Here is a 15,331-nt window from a genome sequence, read left to right as displayed (position 1 = left end):
ACTAAAGCCCTAAAATTTTATTAAAATCAGATTGTTCTGCAGGAACCATCCCCATCTCTCTTATTTTTTTAATGACACTTACTGCATCTCTTTTTCTTATTTCAAAATCTCTGTCATAGTTTACAACACCTTCAAGGGTTGAATCTGAGGGAATGATCGAAGTTACAACATTTGCTCCAGCATTAAGTCTGCTTATCATTCCTTCAATGCCTTCCAGATCAAGAGATGCAGGTATCAACCGATCAGGGAACATCAATCGAAGTATAGCTATTATTTTAAGTTCCATCTGGCTTGAGTTCTGTATTTGATTTTCAAAAGGTGTTCCTGGCTGAGGAACAAATGTCATAGCTCTTACCATATCAGGATCACTTTTTTTCAGACCTTTTAAGGAGATAATTGTAGAATCCAGATTATCCTCAATTCCTGTGAGAATTCCATCTTCGATACAGTATCCAATTTTTCTGGCGTAGTTTCTTGTATCTATCCTGTCCTGATATGACTGTCCAACACGAAGGTCTTTATATAGACCTGAATCATAAGTTTCCTGATACAGTGCATAAAAATTAGCACCATTTATTCGCAGAGCATTCAGAGTATTTTTGTCTATAACACCAGGAGATATCATTATTGGAAGCTGGATTTCATTTTTTACAAGTTTCACAAGATCAACAAGTTTTGAAGGATCTGAGTGAAAATACGGATCTTCACCCATGGTCAGATCCACCATGTGTACTCCTTCATCTTTTAGCTGTCGACTGATATTGATAATATCCTCAATGCTCAGACGGTATCTGTTGATATCGTTAATACTGTTATAATAGCAAAAAGAACATCTGTTTTTGCAGTATGTTGAATAGTAAACAAAACTATATAAAAAAACTTTGTTACTAAAAAAATGGTTTCTGATATTTCGAGATAGATAATATAATTTTTCAATATCTTCAGGCTGATCCATCGAAAGAAGGCTTTTGATCTCTTTATCCGAAAGTTCATGGCCATTTACTATCATTTCAAAGAAACGATCCAAGTCATCATAATCCATTTTTTCAAACAAAAATATTCACCTTAGAGATTTGTAGTTATGCCATTATAATACGACTCAGATCTGCTCGCACGTCTTATATTCTTATAATTATGCATGACTTTGAGCAAACGTTCAAGACCAAATCCAGCACCGATCCATGGTTTTGTGATTCCCCAGTCTGCATCTTTTGGAATTGGCCCAACAACAGCAGATGCAAGTTCCATATCTTTGTGAAGAACATCAATAGTAGCTCCATATACATGGCAGTTATCAGATACGATTTCATATTCAATATCCATAAATTCCAGTAATTCATCTATCAAATTTTCCAGGGTCTTTCGTGTGCACATCGATCCCATCTGGCAGAAATTCAGCATTGTAAACTCTTCCAGATGCTGGCTTCCGTCAGATTCTTTTCTATAGCAGGGGCCAATTTCAAATATCCTTATAGGATCCGGTAGAACTTTATCAAACTTTCTCAGGTGATTGTACAGTCCAGGTGCCAGCATAGGTCTAAGGCACATGTTTTTATCAACCTTGAATACCTGTTCGAACAATTCTTTATCTTCTGTAATCCCCATCCTTTCAATATATTCAATAGGTATCAGAATTGGTGATTTAATCTCAAGAAAACCTCTATCTACAAAAAATTTAGTTATGATTCTTTCAATTTTACCCAATTGATTTTCTCTGTCATCCTCATAGATTTTTACAATATCTTTTTTTCTTCGGTTGACCAGACTTGATTCAAGTTCCTGGAAATTGAGATTTTCGGATGGATCAGGAATGACTTCCTCAGGCATAAGGAGTGCTTCGAGCCTTTTTTTCTGACTGGGTGTGAATGCAGGAATATTATTTCTTTCTTCCGTTGGCTGAATTTTTGATCGAGGCTGTCCTGATGATATAGCATTGACTGACCCTTGATCTTTAACTTTTGATTGTATAAGAGATCCATTACTGTTTTCTGTTCCCTTTTTTTTCGCTTTTACAGCCTTAGGGACCGCTTTCTTAGATTGAGATGGTTTTGTAGATGAAACCACTTTTACTTTTGCAGTAGAATCCACACTTGCCTTCTGTAAGAATTTAGATATTTTTTCATCAGGTACTTTACAATGTTTACAGATTTTCCTATATTTGTTATTTCTTAAAACCCTTGAAGCTCTCCCTCTTCTTGAGTTTCTTACAGAAAATGATTCCCCGCAGGTAGTATAGATATTAATATATCTCTGTGTAACACTGTAATCTTTAATTTCATGAAGAAGACCTTTTCTGGATAACCAGACTTCTTTTTCGGATACCAGAGATTCAAGGGACCTTCTTGTCATTTTTTGTCTGTCTCCATGTAAATAAGTTATTTGTGGAAAATATTTAATATGATTATGGCGGAAACCCCGGGAATCTAACCCGGCTGAACGGATTTAGAGTCCATTTGATCTACATGATCAGGTTTCCACATATATTGAAAATTGCATAAATTCTTTTATACATATTCATATTCCTGACATAATCTGATGTAATATAATTATTTTGGTGAAAATTATCGCCAATTCTATATTTGATATAGACATTTTTAGTCAATTGCTCTGATATTTAAATTTATGGGTGCTATGCAAATATCTGATTGCAATGTATGCTGACCGGTGATAACTAAATTGAATAAATTATTGCTATAACTAATACTTTTGATAATAGTAGCAAAATATAAATCCCAACAGATATGATTACAATTATAGATAATGTGTTTAGGATGTGGAGGTAAAGCAATGACAAAATATGTTATAATTTCGAAACTAACGGATGATGGAGCAAAAACGTTAAAGAAAAACCCAAAAAGAATTAAAGAAGTTAACCAGGAACTAAAAGAAATGGGTGTTGAAGTTCTGGAACAGTTCTTTATACTTGGGAAGTTCGATTTCCTAAATATTGTTGAAGCACGGGATGAAGCTGCAATCTCAAAAGCTGTGGTTGAACTTGCATCCCGTGGAAGTATAAGGACTCAAACTTATACTGCCATACCGGTAAACGAGTTCAGTGGCTATATACAGTAAGATTTTTAATCCTGAACAAATTCTGATCATATTGTTTTTCGCCTTGATTGCAAAATAAAAAAATAAATTATCATTTCAAGAAACTGTATACAGGGTTCATAAAAATAATTTGAAAATATACTGGGGTATGGCATGGAAGAAATGCGTGAAATTCCATTTAAGAAGATATTGATTGCTACCGATGGATCGGAGAATTCTGAAAATGCTGTAAATACAGGAATCAGATTGGCCCGATCAACAGGTTCCTCTGTAGTTGCAGTACATGTGATACATTCGGTTTGGGGTACGGAGGTTGATTCAGATCTAAAAAAAGAGGCTGAAAAAATCGTTGAAGATATCCAGAAAAGGGGCATTGATGAAGGTGTTAGTGTTGAGAAAGTAATTCTTGTAGGAAATCCTGCAGAGATGCTGATAAATTATGCAGAAAAGAAATTTTCAGAACAAAAGGACATTGATCTGATTGTAATGGGAACCAAGGGAATGTCAGGTATAAAAAAATTTCTTATGGGAAGTGTTGCAGAAAATGTAGTCTGGCATTCAAAAAAACCTGTAATGGTTGTACCTTGAATGCTATTGATCCCCAGGGCTATGATCAACATCTGTTGAATATTTCTGCATTTTCTTAAAACGTATCAATTTTTAACCTCAGTTTGTTCATTTTTTTCATTATTTTCTGCAGACTGCAACAAGTGCAGTAACCTTTCTTTATCTTTATACCTTGTTAGTATAAATAAAAGGTCTCCTGCATGTATTGATGTTTTTCCTTTGGGAGTAATTATATCGTTTTTTCGTACAATAGCGGTAATAAGACTGTTTGGTGGAAGGTTCATATTTTCTATTTGCTTGTCTATTAAGTGGGAGTTCTGACTTACATCAAATTCCAATAATTCACATCTTGATTTTTCAAGAGATATCAATTCCATTGAATGGGGAGACTGTTCAAAACTGCCAGTCAGTAATCCCAGCTTCTTTGAAACAATATCTATGGTCGATCCCTGAATCAGCGCAGACAGCAGAACCACGAAAAAAACAATATTGAAATAAAACCCTCCGGGATCCACTCCTGCAACCATTGGATATGTTGCCAGAACTATTGGTACAGCTCCTTTCATACCTCCCCAGCAAAGTACCACTATTTGGTTCAAACTGAATTTCCAGAAAAAGGTAGATATTATCACTGCAACCGGCCTTGCAACAAACATCAGTATGACTGCAATAATTATTCCTGGCTTCCACAGATCTATTAGTTCGGAAGGTATTACTAGAAGTCCAAGCATCAAAAATAAAAGTACCTGACTGAAAGTGGAGGTCCCCTCAAGAAATCTCAGTATTCCCTGTTTATATACAAATTCTTTATTTCCAATGATCAAACCTGCCATGAAGACTGCAAGAAATCCGTTAGCATGAATTTCATCTGCTAAGCTGTAGCTTAGGAAGCAGAGTCCAAGTGCCAGGACATAATAGAAGCCACCACTTTCAAGTTTTAGTTTATTGAGCATATAGGGCCCGGCTTTTCCAATGATTATCCCAACACCAAACCCTGCACCGATCTGCCATATAAGATGCAAAACAAGAAATGCAGGAGCTGCAAGTGTATCAAGGATCAGATCAATCATAGTTATTGTAAGAAGGATGGCTACGGGATCATTGGATGCAGACTCGATTTCCAGTGTAGAAGATGTTCTTTGCTCAATTTTTTTATTGCGAAACATGGATAAAACAGCTGCTGCATCTGTAGACGCTACAATTGTCCCGATGAGGATTGAGGAATATATGTCAAGGCCCAGTATCAGATGAGATAATATTCCCAGACATATGGCAGTTACAATTACTCCCACCGTTGCCAGAGAAACTGCAGGTCCTAGACTCAATTCTATCTGCTTCTTCTGAGTACTGAAACCACCTTCAAATAAAATAATTATAAGGGCTGCAATAGCTATTTGCTGAACCAGCACATGATCATCCAGATATATGAGGTTTAATCCCTCACTTCCAAACAACATTCCCAGTCCCAGAAAGATGATCAAACCAGGTATGCCTATTTTTGATGCTATTCGGCTGGAGAGGGCTGCAAGTATTAGAAGTATTGCCAGATAAATTATCATTCTTATCCCCAGTGATCCAGTAGTAGGGCTATTTAACCTTCATTTATTAGATTGCTTAGTATGACTGCTTAATATATATCTATATTAGATTATACTTTTTAAGTATCTTTGATAAATTGTAAATAGGTAAAACTGGATTAGTAAGGAATAGATATATTTTAGAGCACTCAAAACGAAAAAAAATCTATGTTTAACATGACTGGATATGGGTGATAATATAGAAGACGCAGAAATAATTGAAGAAGTTCTGCAGGATATTATTATATTACGCTCAGAGCCGGTTTCAGATATGATTTTCACTTAAACAAATGCTCATTTTTGAACAGAAAGTTGTGGATCCTATCATAAGATGGTCAAGAAAAAAAGATTATAGAGATACTGTTATTTTCAGATCTCTATCAATTTTCCAGCAGGAATACCTGTGGTTTTTATATTACGGTAAGTAATAGCTTTAACAGGGCAGGATCGGACACACCTTTTGCAGCTTGTTCCAAGACAGCGATGAGCTATATAGCATGTATAAAGAGTTCCGTTCTTGTCAACATTGCTTATGGCATTTTCTGGGCAATTAGATTTGCACGTCTGACACCTTATGCACCCAATAGCTTCTTCTTCGATTATTATGTCAAGATCATCCATTATGACAATGCCGTTTGAACCTGCATCCTGAATATCTTTTTTTACCCTTCTTTCAATCACTGGAATTTCTATAGGAACCGGTAGGCTGGGTAAACCATACATTTCAAAGAAGCTATTATACATCTCTTCGGACATACCTTCTGTCCAGTATGCAAGTTCGCATGAATAGATGTTCTTGAAAGTTTCACTCAGGGCCATCATGAGATGATCTGCCTTTATCTTTTCTGCTAGCTCAATAATCTCATTTAGATCGTAGGTGCCAAGTAAGACATCCTTTGCAAGTGCTATTGAAGTATTTCCAAACTGAACTATCTTTTTCGAAAAATTTGGAACAAGCCCTATTTTGCGGGCTTTATCTGCATCCACATATGTACCTGAAGCACCGGACATATACATGTTCTTGAGATCCTCATATTTGACTCCGGATTCCACAAGCAATGTAAGGTGAGCAGCTCTTATTGCACCTATTGCCTTACCTGCTTCCTCAATATCCTTATCCCTTAGAACAATATCTTCTCCAAGTATCAGCTTTCCATTGGGTAGGTGAGGTAATTTTTTTATAATTCCTGTATTCACTGCCAGTGAGATCGCAGCAATGACACCGGTTCCGGTGATTCCTTTAGGCTTTACTTCTCCTTCATCTCTGATCTCACCTGTTACAGGATCTATCAGGTATCCTTTTTTCTCTTCCATGCGCTCGTTGAGCACAGTGAGTCTCCATACACCATCCTCCTCATTCACATTGGATATCGCACCCGGACTTGCCAGCATCCCACAGTCTATACCCTGGCCTTCAATTGCAGGCCCTGCAGCAGCACTGCCTGTTATGATGCGATCTCCAATCTTTAAGGCCATTTCCGCATTGGTTCCATAATCAGTTACAAGTGAAATTTCCTGCTGATTCATGAAATCGGTCTTGATCATCATGGCAAGGGCATCTGCACCAATCTCGTGTTTTATTGATGGTAATACTATTACTTCGCAATTGTCAAGGCCGGATTCACTTCCAAGTAGCTCAGTACCTGAATATATTCTGCCGCTTCGGTCTACATTTTCAATACCGAGCCTTTTTTGCATATTTCGGCCTGCATAGGCAAGATCTCTGATTTCTATATCCTGAAATAAGGATAACTGGATCGGATTTCCACAGACTACTATCTTTTGTATTTTTTCTGGAGATACATTCAGCCTGTTCATCATTTTAAGAAGGGTATTTACTATTATTTTGTTTGAAATATCGCTTCCAACATGGATCGCAAAATCAAGATGATCAGTTACATTCCCTCCTGGAAGAGGGTGTTTCATCGTAATTACGGTTTTTTTTGTTTTTCCGCTTTCGAGATCTAAAAGTTGCATTCGGAATCCACTTGTTCCAAGATCCAATGCAATTCCGTACATTCCTATCTTTCTCCTGAAATTTCTTTGTGCTAGATAATCAACAGCTCATCAAAAATATTATCGCTAAGAATATTACTGCTAAGAAATTTATATATACTAGTTAATTGGTTTTTTTGTATAATAAACGATTCCAGAACATAAAATGTATTCAATGATTCAATTAAAAACAAGCTTAAAATTCATATGATTGATCAAATCTAAGTTGCTGATAAAATTATCTGTCAGTTAATGTGCCCATTATTCAATTTCAGGCTTCTATAATCGAATATTCAATTTCCAATATTTACTTCGAAAAGATCAAATATAGGTTCTACAACAAGATAAAAAGCTATATATATGCGAAAATACTTTTAAGCACTACTACTTGATAAACGACTAGAGGAGTTGACTTTAATGGCTGAATACACACCTAAAGAGAGATTAGCACGCGTATTGAATGGTGAATCCGTAGACAGAATGCCGGCGATCTGTCCAACCCAGACCGGAACTGTTGAACAGATGGAAGCTGTGGATGCTTTCTGGCCTGAGGCACACGAAGATGCTGAAAAGATGGCAAAGCTGGCAGAAGCAGGACATACTGTTATAGGATTTGAAGCAGTTCGTGTTCCTTTTGACATTACTGCAGAAGCAGAGTTTTTCGGATGTGAAATTAAACCAAGTACAAAAGAACAGCAACCATCTGTTGTTGGACATGTGATAAAAACAGCTGAAGATATTGAGAACCTCAAAGGCTATTCCCTTGACAAAGGTAGAATAGGAGTAGTATGCGACGCGATCAAGATACTGGCTGACAAATATGGTGATGAGCTTCCTGTGATGGGAAGTATGATTGGTCCATTCTCCCTTGCACAGCATCTGAATGGTGATGAATGGTTTACCAAAATCTTTACCGATGAAGAGTTTGGTCTAAAACTACTTGAATTCACAACAGAGTTCAACATAGCATACGCAAAGAAGATGGTTGAAAATGGTGCCGACACAATGGTATTGATCGATCCAACTGCAAGCTATGAACTCATTGGTGCACAGTTCTATGAAAAATTTGTTGTTCCATATCATGCAAAGATTGTTGATGCAATGCAGGAAATGGGAGTTACTATCACACTTCACATCTGTGGAAACACAACCAACGGACTTCCATTGATGGATGCTTCAGGATTCAATGCAATCAGTATTGATCAGAAAGTAGATGTAGCAACTGCAAAATCCAAGGTTGAGAATGCAGTATTAATTGGAAATGTTGATCCTGTAAACACACTGTGGAACAAGACCCCTGATGAGGTCCGTACAGTCTGCCAGAACATTATTGATGCAGGTATTGATCTGCTCGCACCTGGCTGTGGTATTGTAAGCAAGACCCCAACCGAGAACCTCCAGGCAATGGTTGAAGTTGCAAAAGGTCACAAATACTGAGTGAATCAAGTCATTAATTGTATCTGGAATTATTTCCAGATATATCTTTTTTAATTTTTAAAACAATAGAAGGCATTTTTCTAAGCTTTGTTTATTTTGTTAATAAGCAGGAATTATTATTTATTCACAATTGTGAGCACCAGTTAGATCCTGTTTAGATATCAACTGGAAATATAATTATTTTTGTGTAATTTTGATGAAAACTATTAAATGCTATTCCAGAATTTAAGACTAATTATAGAAACCATTGGTTATTATAGCTATTATCAGGAGATGGAGATTAATAATGAAGATATTGGTAAGTGACCCCCTGTCTGAAGAGGGTATTGAAAAACTGAAAGAAAGCTTTGAAGTCGATATAGCTACTGGACTCTCAGAAGATGAACTGGCACAAAAAATTGGAGACTATAGTGCACTGGTCATTCGAAGTGGTACAAACGTCACTAAAAAAATAATTGATTCAGCAGATAACCTGAAAATAATTGGTAGAGCTGGGGTTGGTGTGGATAATATAAATGTTGATGCAGCTACTGAAAAAGGAATTATTGTAGTGAATGCACCTGAAGGAAATATGATTTCAGCTGCAGAACATACTATCGCAATGATCATGTCTCTTTCCAGGAATATTCCCCAGGCAAACATGTCTTTGAAATCTAAAAAATGGGAACGCAAAAAATTTATGGGTGTGGAGGTCAATGGAAAGATCCTTGGTGTCATTGGCCTTGGAAGAATTGGAACTGAAGTTGCGATTCGTGCTCAGGGACTTGAAATGCGTGTGGTTGCCTATGATCCCTATATTTCTGAAGAAAGGGCAAATGAGCTGGGCGTTGAGCTATCTTCTGTTCATGAGATAATGAAAAAAGCAGATTTTATAACAGTACATACTCCCCTTACCAAAGAAACAAGAAATATAATTGACTACGAAGAGTTCGGCCTGATGAAAAATGGTGTAAGAGTAATAAACTGTGCTCGTGGTGGCATAATCAATGAAGCAGCTCTCATAGATTCACTTAAAAGTGGAAAAGTTGCAGGTGCTGCTCTGGATGTCTTTGTCAATGAACCACCTTTTGATAATCCTCTACTTGAATTTGAGAATGTTATCGTAACTCCTCATTTGGGTGCATCAACAGAAGAAGCACAGATAAATGTTGCAATATCAATTGCAGAAGAAGTTATTTCTGTACTGAAAGGTGGATTTGCAAAAAATACTATCAATATTCCTGCAATCAAACCTGAAATGATGTCCGTTCTGCAGCCCTATATAGACCTTGGAGAAACCATGGGAAGTGTTCTTGGACAGCTTGTAGGTGGTAAACACAGAAAGGTCGAAGTTGCATATAATGGTGAAATATCTGAAAAAGATATAAGGCCGGTAACAACAGCCGCTTTAAAAGGACTACTTGAAACTGTCTTAGGGTCCGGAATTAATTATGTTAATGCCCATAAAGTAGCAAAAGCACGAAAGATAGAGGTTATTGAGAGTAAGTCTGACAAATCTGAAGAGTACAGCTCAACAATCACAATCAGGATGGTTAAGGATGGGGAAACAAGATCAATAACTGGAGCAGTTGTGGGCAATGAAGCAAAAATTGTAAATATTGATAATTACAGGGTGGATATAGTGCCCCGGGGATACATGATCGTATCAAACCACATTAACCGACCAAACGTAATAGGTCCATGCTGCCTTGTGCTTGGCAGAAATAATATCAACATTTCCGGAATGCAGGTAGGAAGAGTTGGTATCGGAGAAGTGACTATTATGGCCCTGAATGTTGATTCCGAAGTACCTGAACCAATATTGGATGAAATAAGAAGTATAGAAGGAATAATTGATGCAAATCTGATCAAACTCTAAAATCTAAATAACTGTCAGGCACTAAGTGAAAGCTGATAAGGTAATCAGATATTCAGTAATGCCAATGTTATTGATAAGGTTTCTAGGTGGATCTGTCTCATATCATCTCAGGCAGTATTCACCCATTAATTATATTCACTGTCAGAATTTTCAAATATCAAACAAATAGTACAATTAAAGGTTTACAGATGATGCGAAAACGTATTTATCACATGTTCCCACATCAAGAAGCGCACTTTGAAAGAAAATACAGGTACCAGCGTAACCTTCCTTATTTTGCTAAAATACTTGCAAATATGGATGGTAAATCCGGGGAGTTTGTTACTGAATCACCGGTAAAGAATGGCCACATGATAAATGCAAAAAGGGAAATTGAAGTGGGAATTGTGGTAAATGGTATTGACTTTGAGCCTCTCAGCCGTGAAAACGCAGATCAGATAATTGATACTATTGAACCTGAAGGAACAATTGACTTCAGGATAGCTTTGAAGTATAGTTATCTGGATGAAAAATATGATAGGATATCTTTTAGGGGAGATGCATATCTGGTAAGGGTCAGTCAGGAAGGTGATGTGTTAACCATTCTGATCAATCATGTTTCGGGAATTAAACGTACTGATTGCCACAGAGTGGCAGATACTATAATTGATGAACTCAGACGCGGGATATAAAATGAACGATTTAATGACTGTTGTTGCTGCTCCTTTTAAGAAAAAGAAAAAAGAAGAACTGTCTGCTAAGGAGTTTGAGTTTATACTTTCACTGGACTTTAAATGGATGTCTCCTGGAGAAGCTTCCAGAATCAGAAAATTGGCTATAGACTCTGGAATTTTAAAAGCTGAAAATGAAGTGGTAAAGCCTTTCTTTGATATTAAGGATATGGAAGTTGATCATGGATTTAAACCTTCAGGCATAGCAAATATGCTGGACCAAAATCCTGGCATACTGGATTTGATAATAAATCGTATCATCTCAAGGAATGATATCAATAAAAAAGAAGTAGTTTCCAGGATAAATCAAAAGCAGGAAATGTTTTCCGAAATGCTGAATATTGAAATACTGGCCCTTATGGTAGCACGTGAGATGGATTGTAATGTTGATGACATCTATGACAGATTATATGATAAGATAATCAATTCACGGTAAATTTTCAATACTCGCATAATATTTATGTACTAGGAGTGTTATTCATCCATCAGCTTAAATAAATTACATTCTTACGAACAAACCCACTGTTCAAACGCATCAAATGCGTGAGTAAGAATAAATATCCTTGCGGAGGAACATCATGGGTAAAATATCTAAAACAAAAATAGCAAGAAAAACAAATCCCTATATACCGGAATTGATCTCTTCATTGAAGGAGAAGTCACGAAGTGAAAATGCCGCTATCTGGAAAGATATAGCAAAGAGGCTTGAGAAGCCCAGAAGAAGTTATGCTCAGGTAAATCTCAGCAAGATCAACAGGCACTCTGATGAAAATGAATTGCTGCTTGTGCCAGGTAAAGTGCTTGGCTCCGGAGATCTTAAACATTCCGTAACAGTTGCTGCACTTGGTTTTAGCGAAACTGCTCAGAAAAAAATTCTCAGCGCTGGTGGTAAGTGCATATCGATTGAATCTATGCTTAACGAAAATCCAAGTGGGTCTGGAGTTAAAATTTTAAAGTAGGTGTTTTAAATGACAGTTATTGATGCAAATAGACTCATTATGGGAAGGCTTGCAAGCATTGTTGCTAAAAGATTGCTGGATGGGGAAGAAATAAAAATTGTAAATGCAGAGAAAGCAGTGATTTCCGGGTCTAAAGTGAAAACATTTGAAGATTATAGAACAATTCAGGAAATCGGAACACGTGAATTTGGTCCTTATTTCCCTAAAAGGCCTGACAGAATTCTGAAAAGGACTATTCGTGGAATGCTTCCATATAAAAGGGAACGAGGAAGAGATTCACTATCAAGGCTTAAAGTATATATTGGTGTTCCCGTTGAACTTAAGGATGCTGAGTTAATTACTCTTGAAGAAGCAAACATCAATCGCTTGAGTTCGAACAAATATGTAATGCTGGGAGACGTCAGTAAGCGCCTGGGAGCAGAATTTTAAGGAGTGCTGTAAATGGCTACTAAAGTTATCACTTCATCTGGAAAAAACAAAACAGCTATCGCACGTGCAACTGTGACTAAAGGATCAGGAAAGGCTAGGATAAACAAAATACCTATAGAGATATACCAGCCAGAATATGCAAAGCTCAAGATCATGGAACCCCTTATTCTTGCAGGAGATGCAATATCAGATATTGATATTGAAGTTGATGTAAGAGGCGGAGGAATCATAGGGCAGGCAAATGCTATCAGGACTGCTATTTCAAGAGGTATTGTTGAATGGACTAACGATACAAAGATACGTGATATTTTTGTAGAATATGATCGTAATCTGCTGGTTAACGATTCCAGACAGAAAGAAACCAAGAAATTTGGTGGACCTGGTGCAAGAGCAAAATATCAGAAGTCATACAGGTGAGCCAGAGAGGGTATTGAAACATGATTCCGGTAAGATGCTTCAGTTGTGGCAGTGTAGTTGCCAGTAAATGGGATGAATACAAGCAGCGTGTTTCTCTAGGAGAAGATCCTTCTGCTGTAATGGATGATCTTGGAGTTGTACGCTATTGCTGCAGGAGAATGCTCTTATCTCATGTTGAGCTGGTAGATACACTTGCCCCATACCAGTAAAAGGGACCGTAGGGTAGACTGGACCATCCTTCGGCGTTCGGGACATGAATCATTCATATTTTCATGCGAATTACGCCGGTACCTGAGTTCAAATCTCAGCGGTCCCACTCCCTCTGTATCTTAATGAATATTAAGGATGGATAGTAATATGACCACATTCGGAGGGACTCCGGATAAACTAACTTAATTACCAGATTTACTGAAACTACTATATAGTAACAATTTTGCAACTTATTTACTGAAGTAGCAACTATTACATTTTTACAAATTTTGATTGTAAGGAGTTCTGCACAGGGTGATTTATTGAATACGAAGGGTTTTACCAAATATGAAAGAGCGAGAATTATTGGTGCAAGGTCTTTACAGATCGCGATGGGAGCACCGGTTTTAATCAATGATTCCGGTATTGATCCCTTATATCTGGCAATGGAAGAACTCGAACAGGGAGTGATTCCTATTACTGTAAAGAGAGATAAAAAATATTTTATTAACATGAGGTGATTATATGGAAACTGACAATAACATCGATAAGAAAGTTGCTGATACTACATCTCAGGAAGCAACAGAAGAGACTGAAAATACAATTGTAGAAGAGACCATTGCAGAGGCTACTGAAAATGTACCATCTTCAGGTGAAATGTCCACAGAACAGGAAATGGATTCCAGTTCTGATAAAGAAGCTAAAGAGTCATTATCTCTGATTCCAATTGATGAATATCTGGCATCTGGTGTTCATATTGGTACTCAGCAGAAAACCCAGGACATGATGAACTTTGTTTATCGTGTACGCACAGATGGATTGTATGTGCTGGATATACAGTCTACAGATGAACGTATAAGAATGGCTGCCAGTTTTCTCTCTAAATATGATCCTTCAAGAATACTGGTTGCTTCTGCAAGACAATATGGTCAATATCCTGCAAAGAAATTTGCAAAAGCAATTGGAGCAAAGGCAATGGTTGGTCGCTTTATTCCAGGAACACTCACAAACCCTGAACTGAGAGGGTTTTTTGAACCTGATGTAGTTGTTGTGACTGATCCGGCAGGTGATGCTCAGGTTATCAAAGAAGCTGTTAAGGTAGGTGTTCCTGTAGTTGCACTATGCGATACGAACAACATGACATCCAATGTTGATCTTATAATTCCAACCAACAACAAGGGAAGAAAAGCACTTTCACTTGTTTACTGGCTTCTGGCAAAAGAGATTGCAAAAAACAATGACATTCCGTTCAATTACGATCTGGAAGATTTTGAAGCTGAATTGAAAATATCTGTATAAGGTCTCTATCAGAATTAACAGGGGGTAAGAATCTCATGAGAGAACCAGTTGTCGCAGGTCAATTTTATCCATCTAATCCGAAAGAACTTAAAAAAGAGATCCGAAAATGCTTTAAGGGCATTGAGGTCTCTTCTCATGATCTAATAGGAGCAGTGGCACCTCATGCAGGATACAGCTTTTCAGGTCATGTTGCAGCCCATGTATATGCAAGGATTCCCAGTGCAGATACCTATATAATTATTGGACCAAACCATACTGGGTATGGATCACCCATCTCAGCTTCAGCTGATACCTGGTCAACACCTCTTGGTGAAATCAGAACAGATGGAGACCTTATAAAAGCTCTTGCAGGAAGCATCATTGATGTAGATGAACTTGCACACAGGTTTGAACATTCCATTGAGGTCCAGCTACCTTTCTTACAGTATACACTTGATCATGATTTTGAAATTCTTCCAATATGCATGGGTCTTCAGGATGAAGAAACCGCATCTGAAGTTGGACATGAAATTGTTCGTGCAGTCAAAGATGCTGGAAAAAAAGTAGTTATAATTGCCTCAAGCGATTTTACCCACTACCAGAGTGCGGATATTGCATATGATACGGATCAATATATTATTGAAGCTATAGAAAAAATGGATGTTTCCGAAATCTACAGGCGAATAATGGAAAAAAACGCTTCAGCATGTGGCTTTGGACCAATTGCTGCTATGATCACTGCAGCAAAGCTACTTGATGCCACAAAAGCAAAACTTTTAACATATTCAACCAGTGGAGACGTTATTGGAGATATGAGTTCTGTTGTGGGCTATGGAGCAATAACTGTAGAGTAAAATGGCATAA

General features: G+C 37.3%; 17 protein-coding genes and 1 tRNA gene. 14 read left to right on the top strand and 4 right to left on the bottom strand.

The window, feature by feature from the left end:
• Position 1: 1 nt before the first annotated feature.
• Together pylB and pylS are read right to left on the bottom strand one after the other, a co-directional pair.
• Positions 2-1,054 carry a methylornithine synthase PylB gene (gene pylB / locus MZHIL_RS05200; RefSeq protein WP_048815492.1) on the bottom strand — a complete coding sequence of 351 codons (1,053 nt, stop codon included), beginning with the start codon at positions 1,052-1,054 and terminating at the stop codon, positions 2-4.
• Positions 1,055-1,065: 11 nt separating this feature from the next.
• On the bottom strand, positions 1,066-2,349 hold the full coding sequence (gene pylS / locus MZHIL_RS05195) for a pyrrolysine--tRNA(Pyl) ligase (protein WP_013898320.1): 1,284 nt from the start codon (positions 2,347-2,349) through the stop codon (positions 1,066-1,068).
• 438 nt (positions 2,350-2,787) lie between these two features.
• Here pylS and MZHIL_RS05190 point away from each other — a divergent pair, with 438 nt between their 5' ends.
• Positions 2,788-3,072 (top strand): GYD domain-containing protein, encoded by a 285-nt coding sequence (locus MZHIL_RS05190; RefSeq protein WP_013898319.1) that lies wholly within the window; start codon positions 2,788-2,790, stop codon positions 3,070-3,072.
• Between the two features lie 132 nt (positions 3,073-3,204).
• Positions 3,205-3,639: a universal stress protein gene (locus MZHIL_RS05185; RefSeq protein ID WP_013898318.1), complete on the top strand. Its 435-nt coding sequence runs from the start codon at positions 3,205-3,207 to the stop codon at positions 3,637-3,639.
• A 65-nt stretch (positions 3,640-3,704) separates the two neighbouring features.
• Here the strand turns inward: MZHIL_RS05185 and MZHIL_RS05180 are convergent, their stop codons facing one another.
• Both MZHIL_RS05180 and MZHIL_RS05175 read right to left on the bottom strand, forming a co-directional pair.
• Positions 3,705-5,177, bottom strand: a complete 1,473-nt coding sequence (locus tag MZHIL_RS05180) for a potassium/proton antiporter (RefSeq protein WP_013898317.1) — start codon at positions 5,175-5,177, stop codon at positions 3,705-3,707.
• Positions 5,178-5,564: 387 nt separating this feature from the next.
• On the bottom strand, positions 5,565-7,214 hold the full coding sequence (locus MZHIL_RS05175; RefSeq protein WP_013898316.1) for a methylamine methyltransferase corrinoid protein reductive activase: 1,650 nt from the start codon (positions 7,212-7,214) through the stop codon (positions 5,565-5,567).
• 393 nt (positions 7,215-7,607) lie between these two features.
• On the opposite strand from MZHIL_RS05175, the gene mtbA reads away from it, so the two are divergent.
• The 12 genes from mtbA to MZHIL_RS05115 all read left to right on the top strand — a co-directional run bounded on the left by mtbA (position 7,608) and on the right by MZHIL_RS05115 (position 15,321).
• Entirely contained in the window at positions 7,608-8,627 is a 1,020-nt protein-coding gene (mtbA, locus tag MZHIL_RS05170; protein WP_013898315.1) for a methylcobamide:CoM methyltransferase MtbA, read from the top strand.
• A 286-nt stretch (positions 8,628-8,913) separates the two neighbouring features.
• Positions 8,914-10,485: a phosphoglycerate dehydrogenase gene (gene serA, locus MZHIL_RS05165; RefSeq protein ID WP_013898314.1), complete on the top strand. Its 1,572-nt coding sequence runs from the start codon at positions 8,914-8,916 to the stop codon at positions 10,483-10,485.
• A 188-nt stretch (positions 10,486-10,673) separates the two neighbouring features.
• The gene (locus tag MZHIL_RS05160; RefSeq protein WP_013898313.1) at positions 10,674-11,156 is read left to right on the top strand and encodes a hypothetical protein; all 483 of its coding nucleotides are present in this window, start codon (positions 10,674-10,676) and stop codon (positions 11,154-11,156) included.
• A gap of 1 nt (position 11,157) precedes the next feature.
• Complete coding sequence (locus tag MZHIL_RS05155; protein ID WP_013898312.1) at positions 11,158-11,631, top strand: DUF2240 family protein; 474 nt, start codon at positions 11,158-11,160, stop codon at positions 11,629-11,631.
• Positions 11,632-11,773: 142 nt separating this feature from the next.
• Entirely contained in the window at positions 11,774-12,154 is a 381-nt protein-coding gene (locus MZHIL_RS05150; protein WP_013898311.1) for a 50S ribosomal protein L18e, read from the top strand.
• Positions 12,155-12,163: 9 nt separating this feature from the next.
• Positions 12,164-12,583 carry a 50S ribosomal protein L13 gene (locus MZHIL_RS05145; protein ID WP_013898310.1) on the top strand — a complete coding sequence of 140 codons (420 nt, stop codon included), beginning with the start codon at positions 12,164-12,166 and terminating at the stop codon, positions 12,581-12,583.
• A 12-nt stretch (positions 12,584-12,595) separates the two neighbouring features.
• A complete protein-coding gene (locus MZHIL_RS05140; protein WP_013898309.1) occupies positions 12,596-13,000 on the top strand; it encodes a 30S ribosomal protein S9 in 405 nt (134 codons plus the stop codon).
• Positions 13,001-13,020: 20 nt separating this feature from the next.
• Positions 13,021-13,209, top strand: a complete 189-nt coding sequence (locus tag MZHIL_RS05135; RefSeq protein WP_013898308.1) for a DNA-directed RNA polymerase subunit N — start codon at positions 13,021-13,023, stop codon at positions 13,207-13,209.
• A 2-nt stretch (positions 13,210-13,211) separates the two neighbouring features.
• Positions 13,212-13,316 (top strand) — tRNA-Pro (locus MZHIL_RS05130).
• A gap of 196 nt (positions 13,317-13,512) precedes the next feature.
• On the top strand, positions 13,513-13,710 hold the full coding sequence (locus MZHIL_RS05125; RefSeq protein WP_013898307.1) for a DNA-directed RNA polymerase subunit K: 198 nt from the start codon (positions 13,513-13,515) through the stop codon (positions 13,708-13,710).
• Between the two features lie 136 nt (positions 13,711-13,846).
• Positions 13,847-14,488 (top strand): 30S ribosomal protein S2, encoded by a 642-nt coding sequence (gene rpsB / locus MZHIL_RS05120; RefSeq protein ID WP_048815653.1) that lies wholly within the window; start codon positions 13,847-13,849, stop codon positions 14,486-14,488.
• Between the two features lie 35 nt (positions 14,489-14,523).
• Entirely contained in the window at positions 14,524-15,321 is a 798-nt protein-coding gene (locus MZHIL_RS05115) for an MEMO1 family protein (protein ID WP_013898305.1), read from the top strand.
• Positions 15,322-15,331 lie beyond the last annotated feature (10 nt).

This window comes from Methanosalsum zhilinae DSM 4017, from assembly GCF_000217995.1.
GTDB lineage: Archaea > Halobacteriota > Methanosarcinia > Methanosarcinales > Methanosarcinaceae > Methanosalsum > Methanosalsum zhilinae.
The sequence above is the reverse complement of the archived record's forward strand: the minus strand, read 5'-3'. Positions and strand labels throughout refer to the sequence as shown.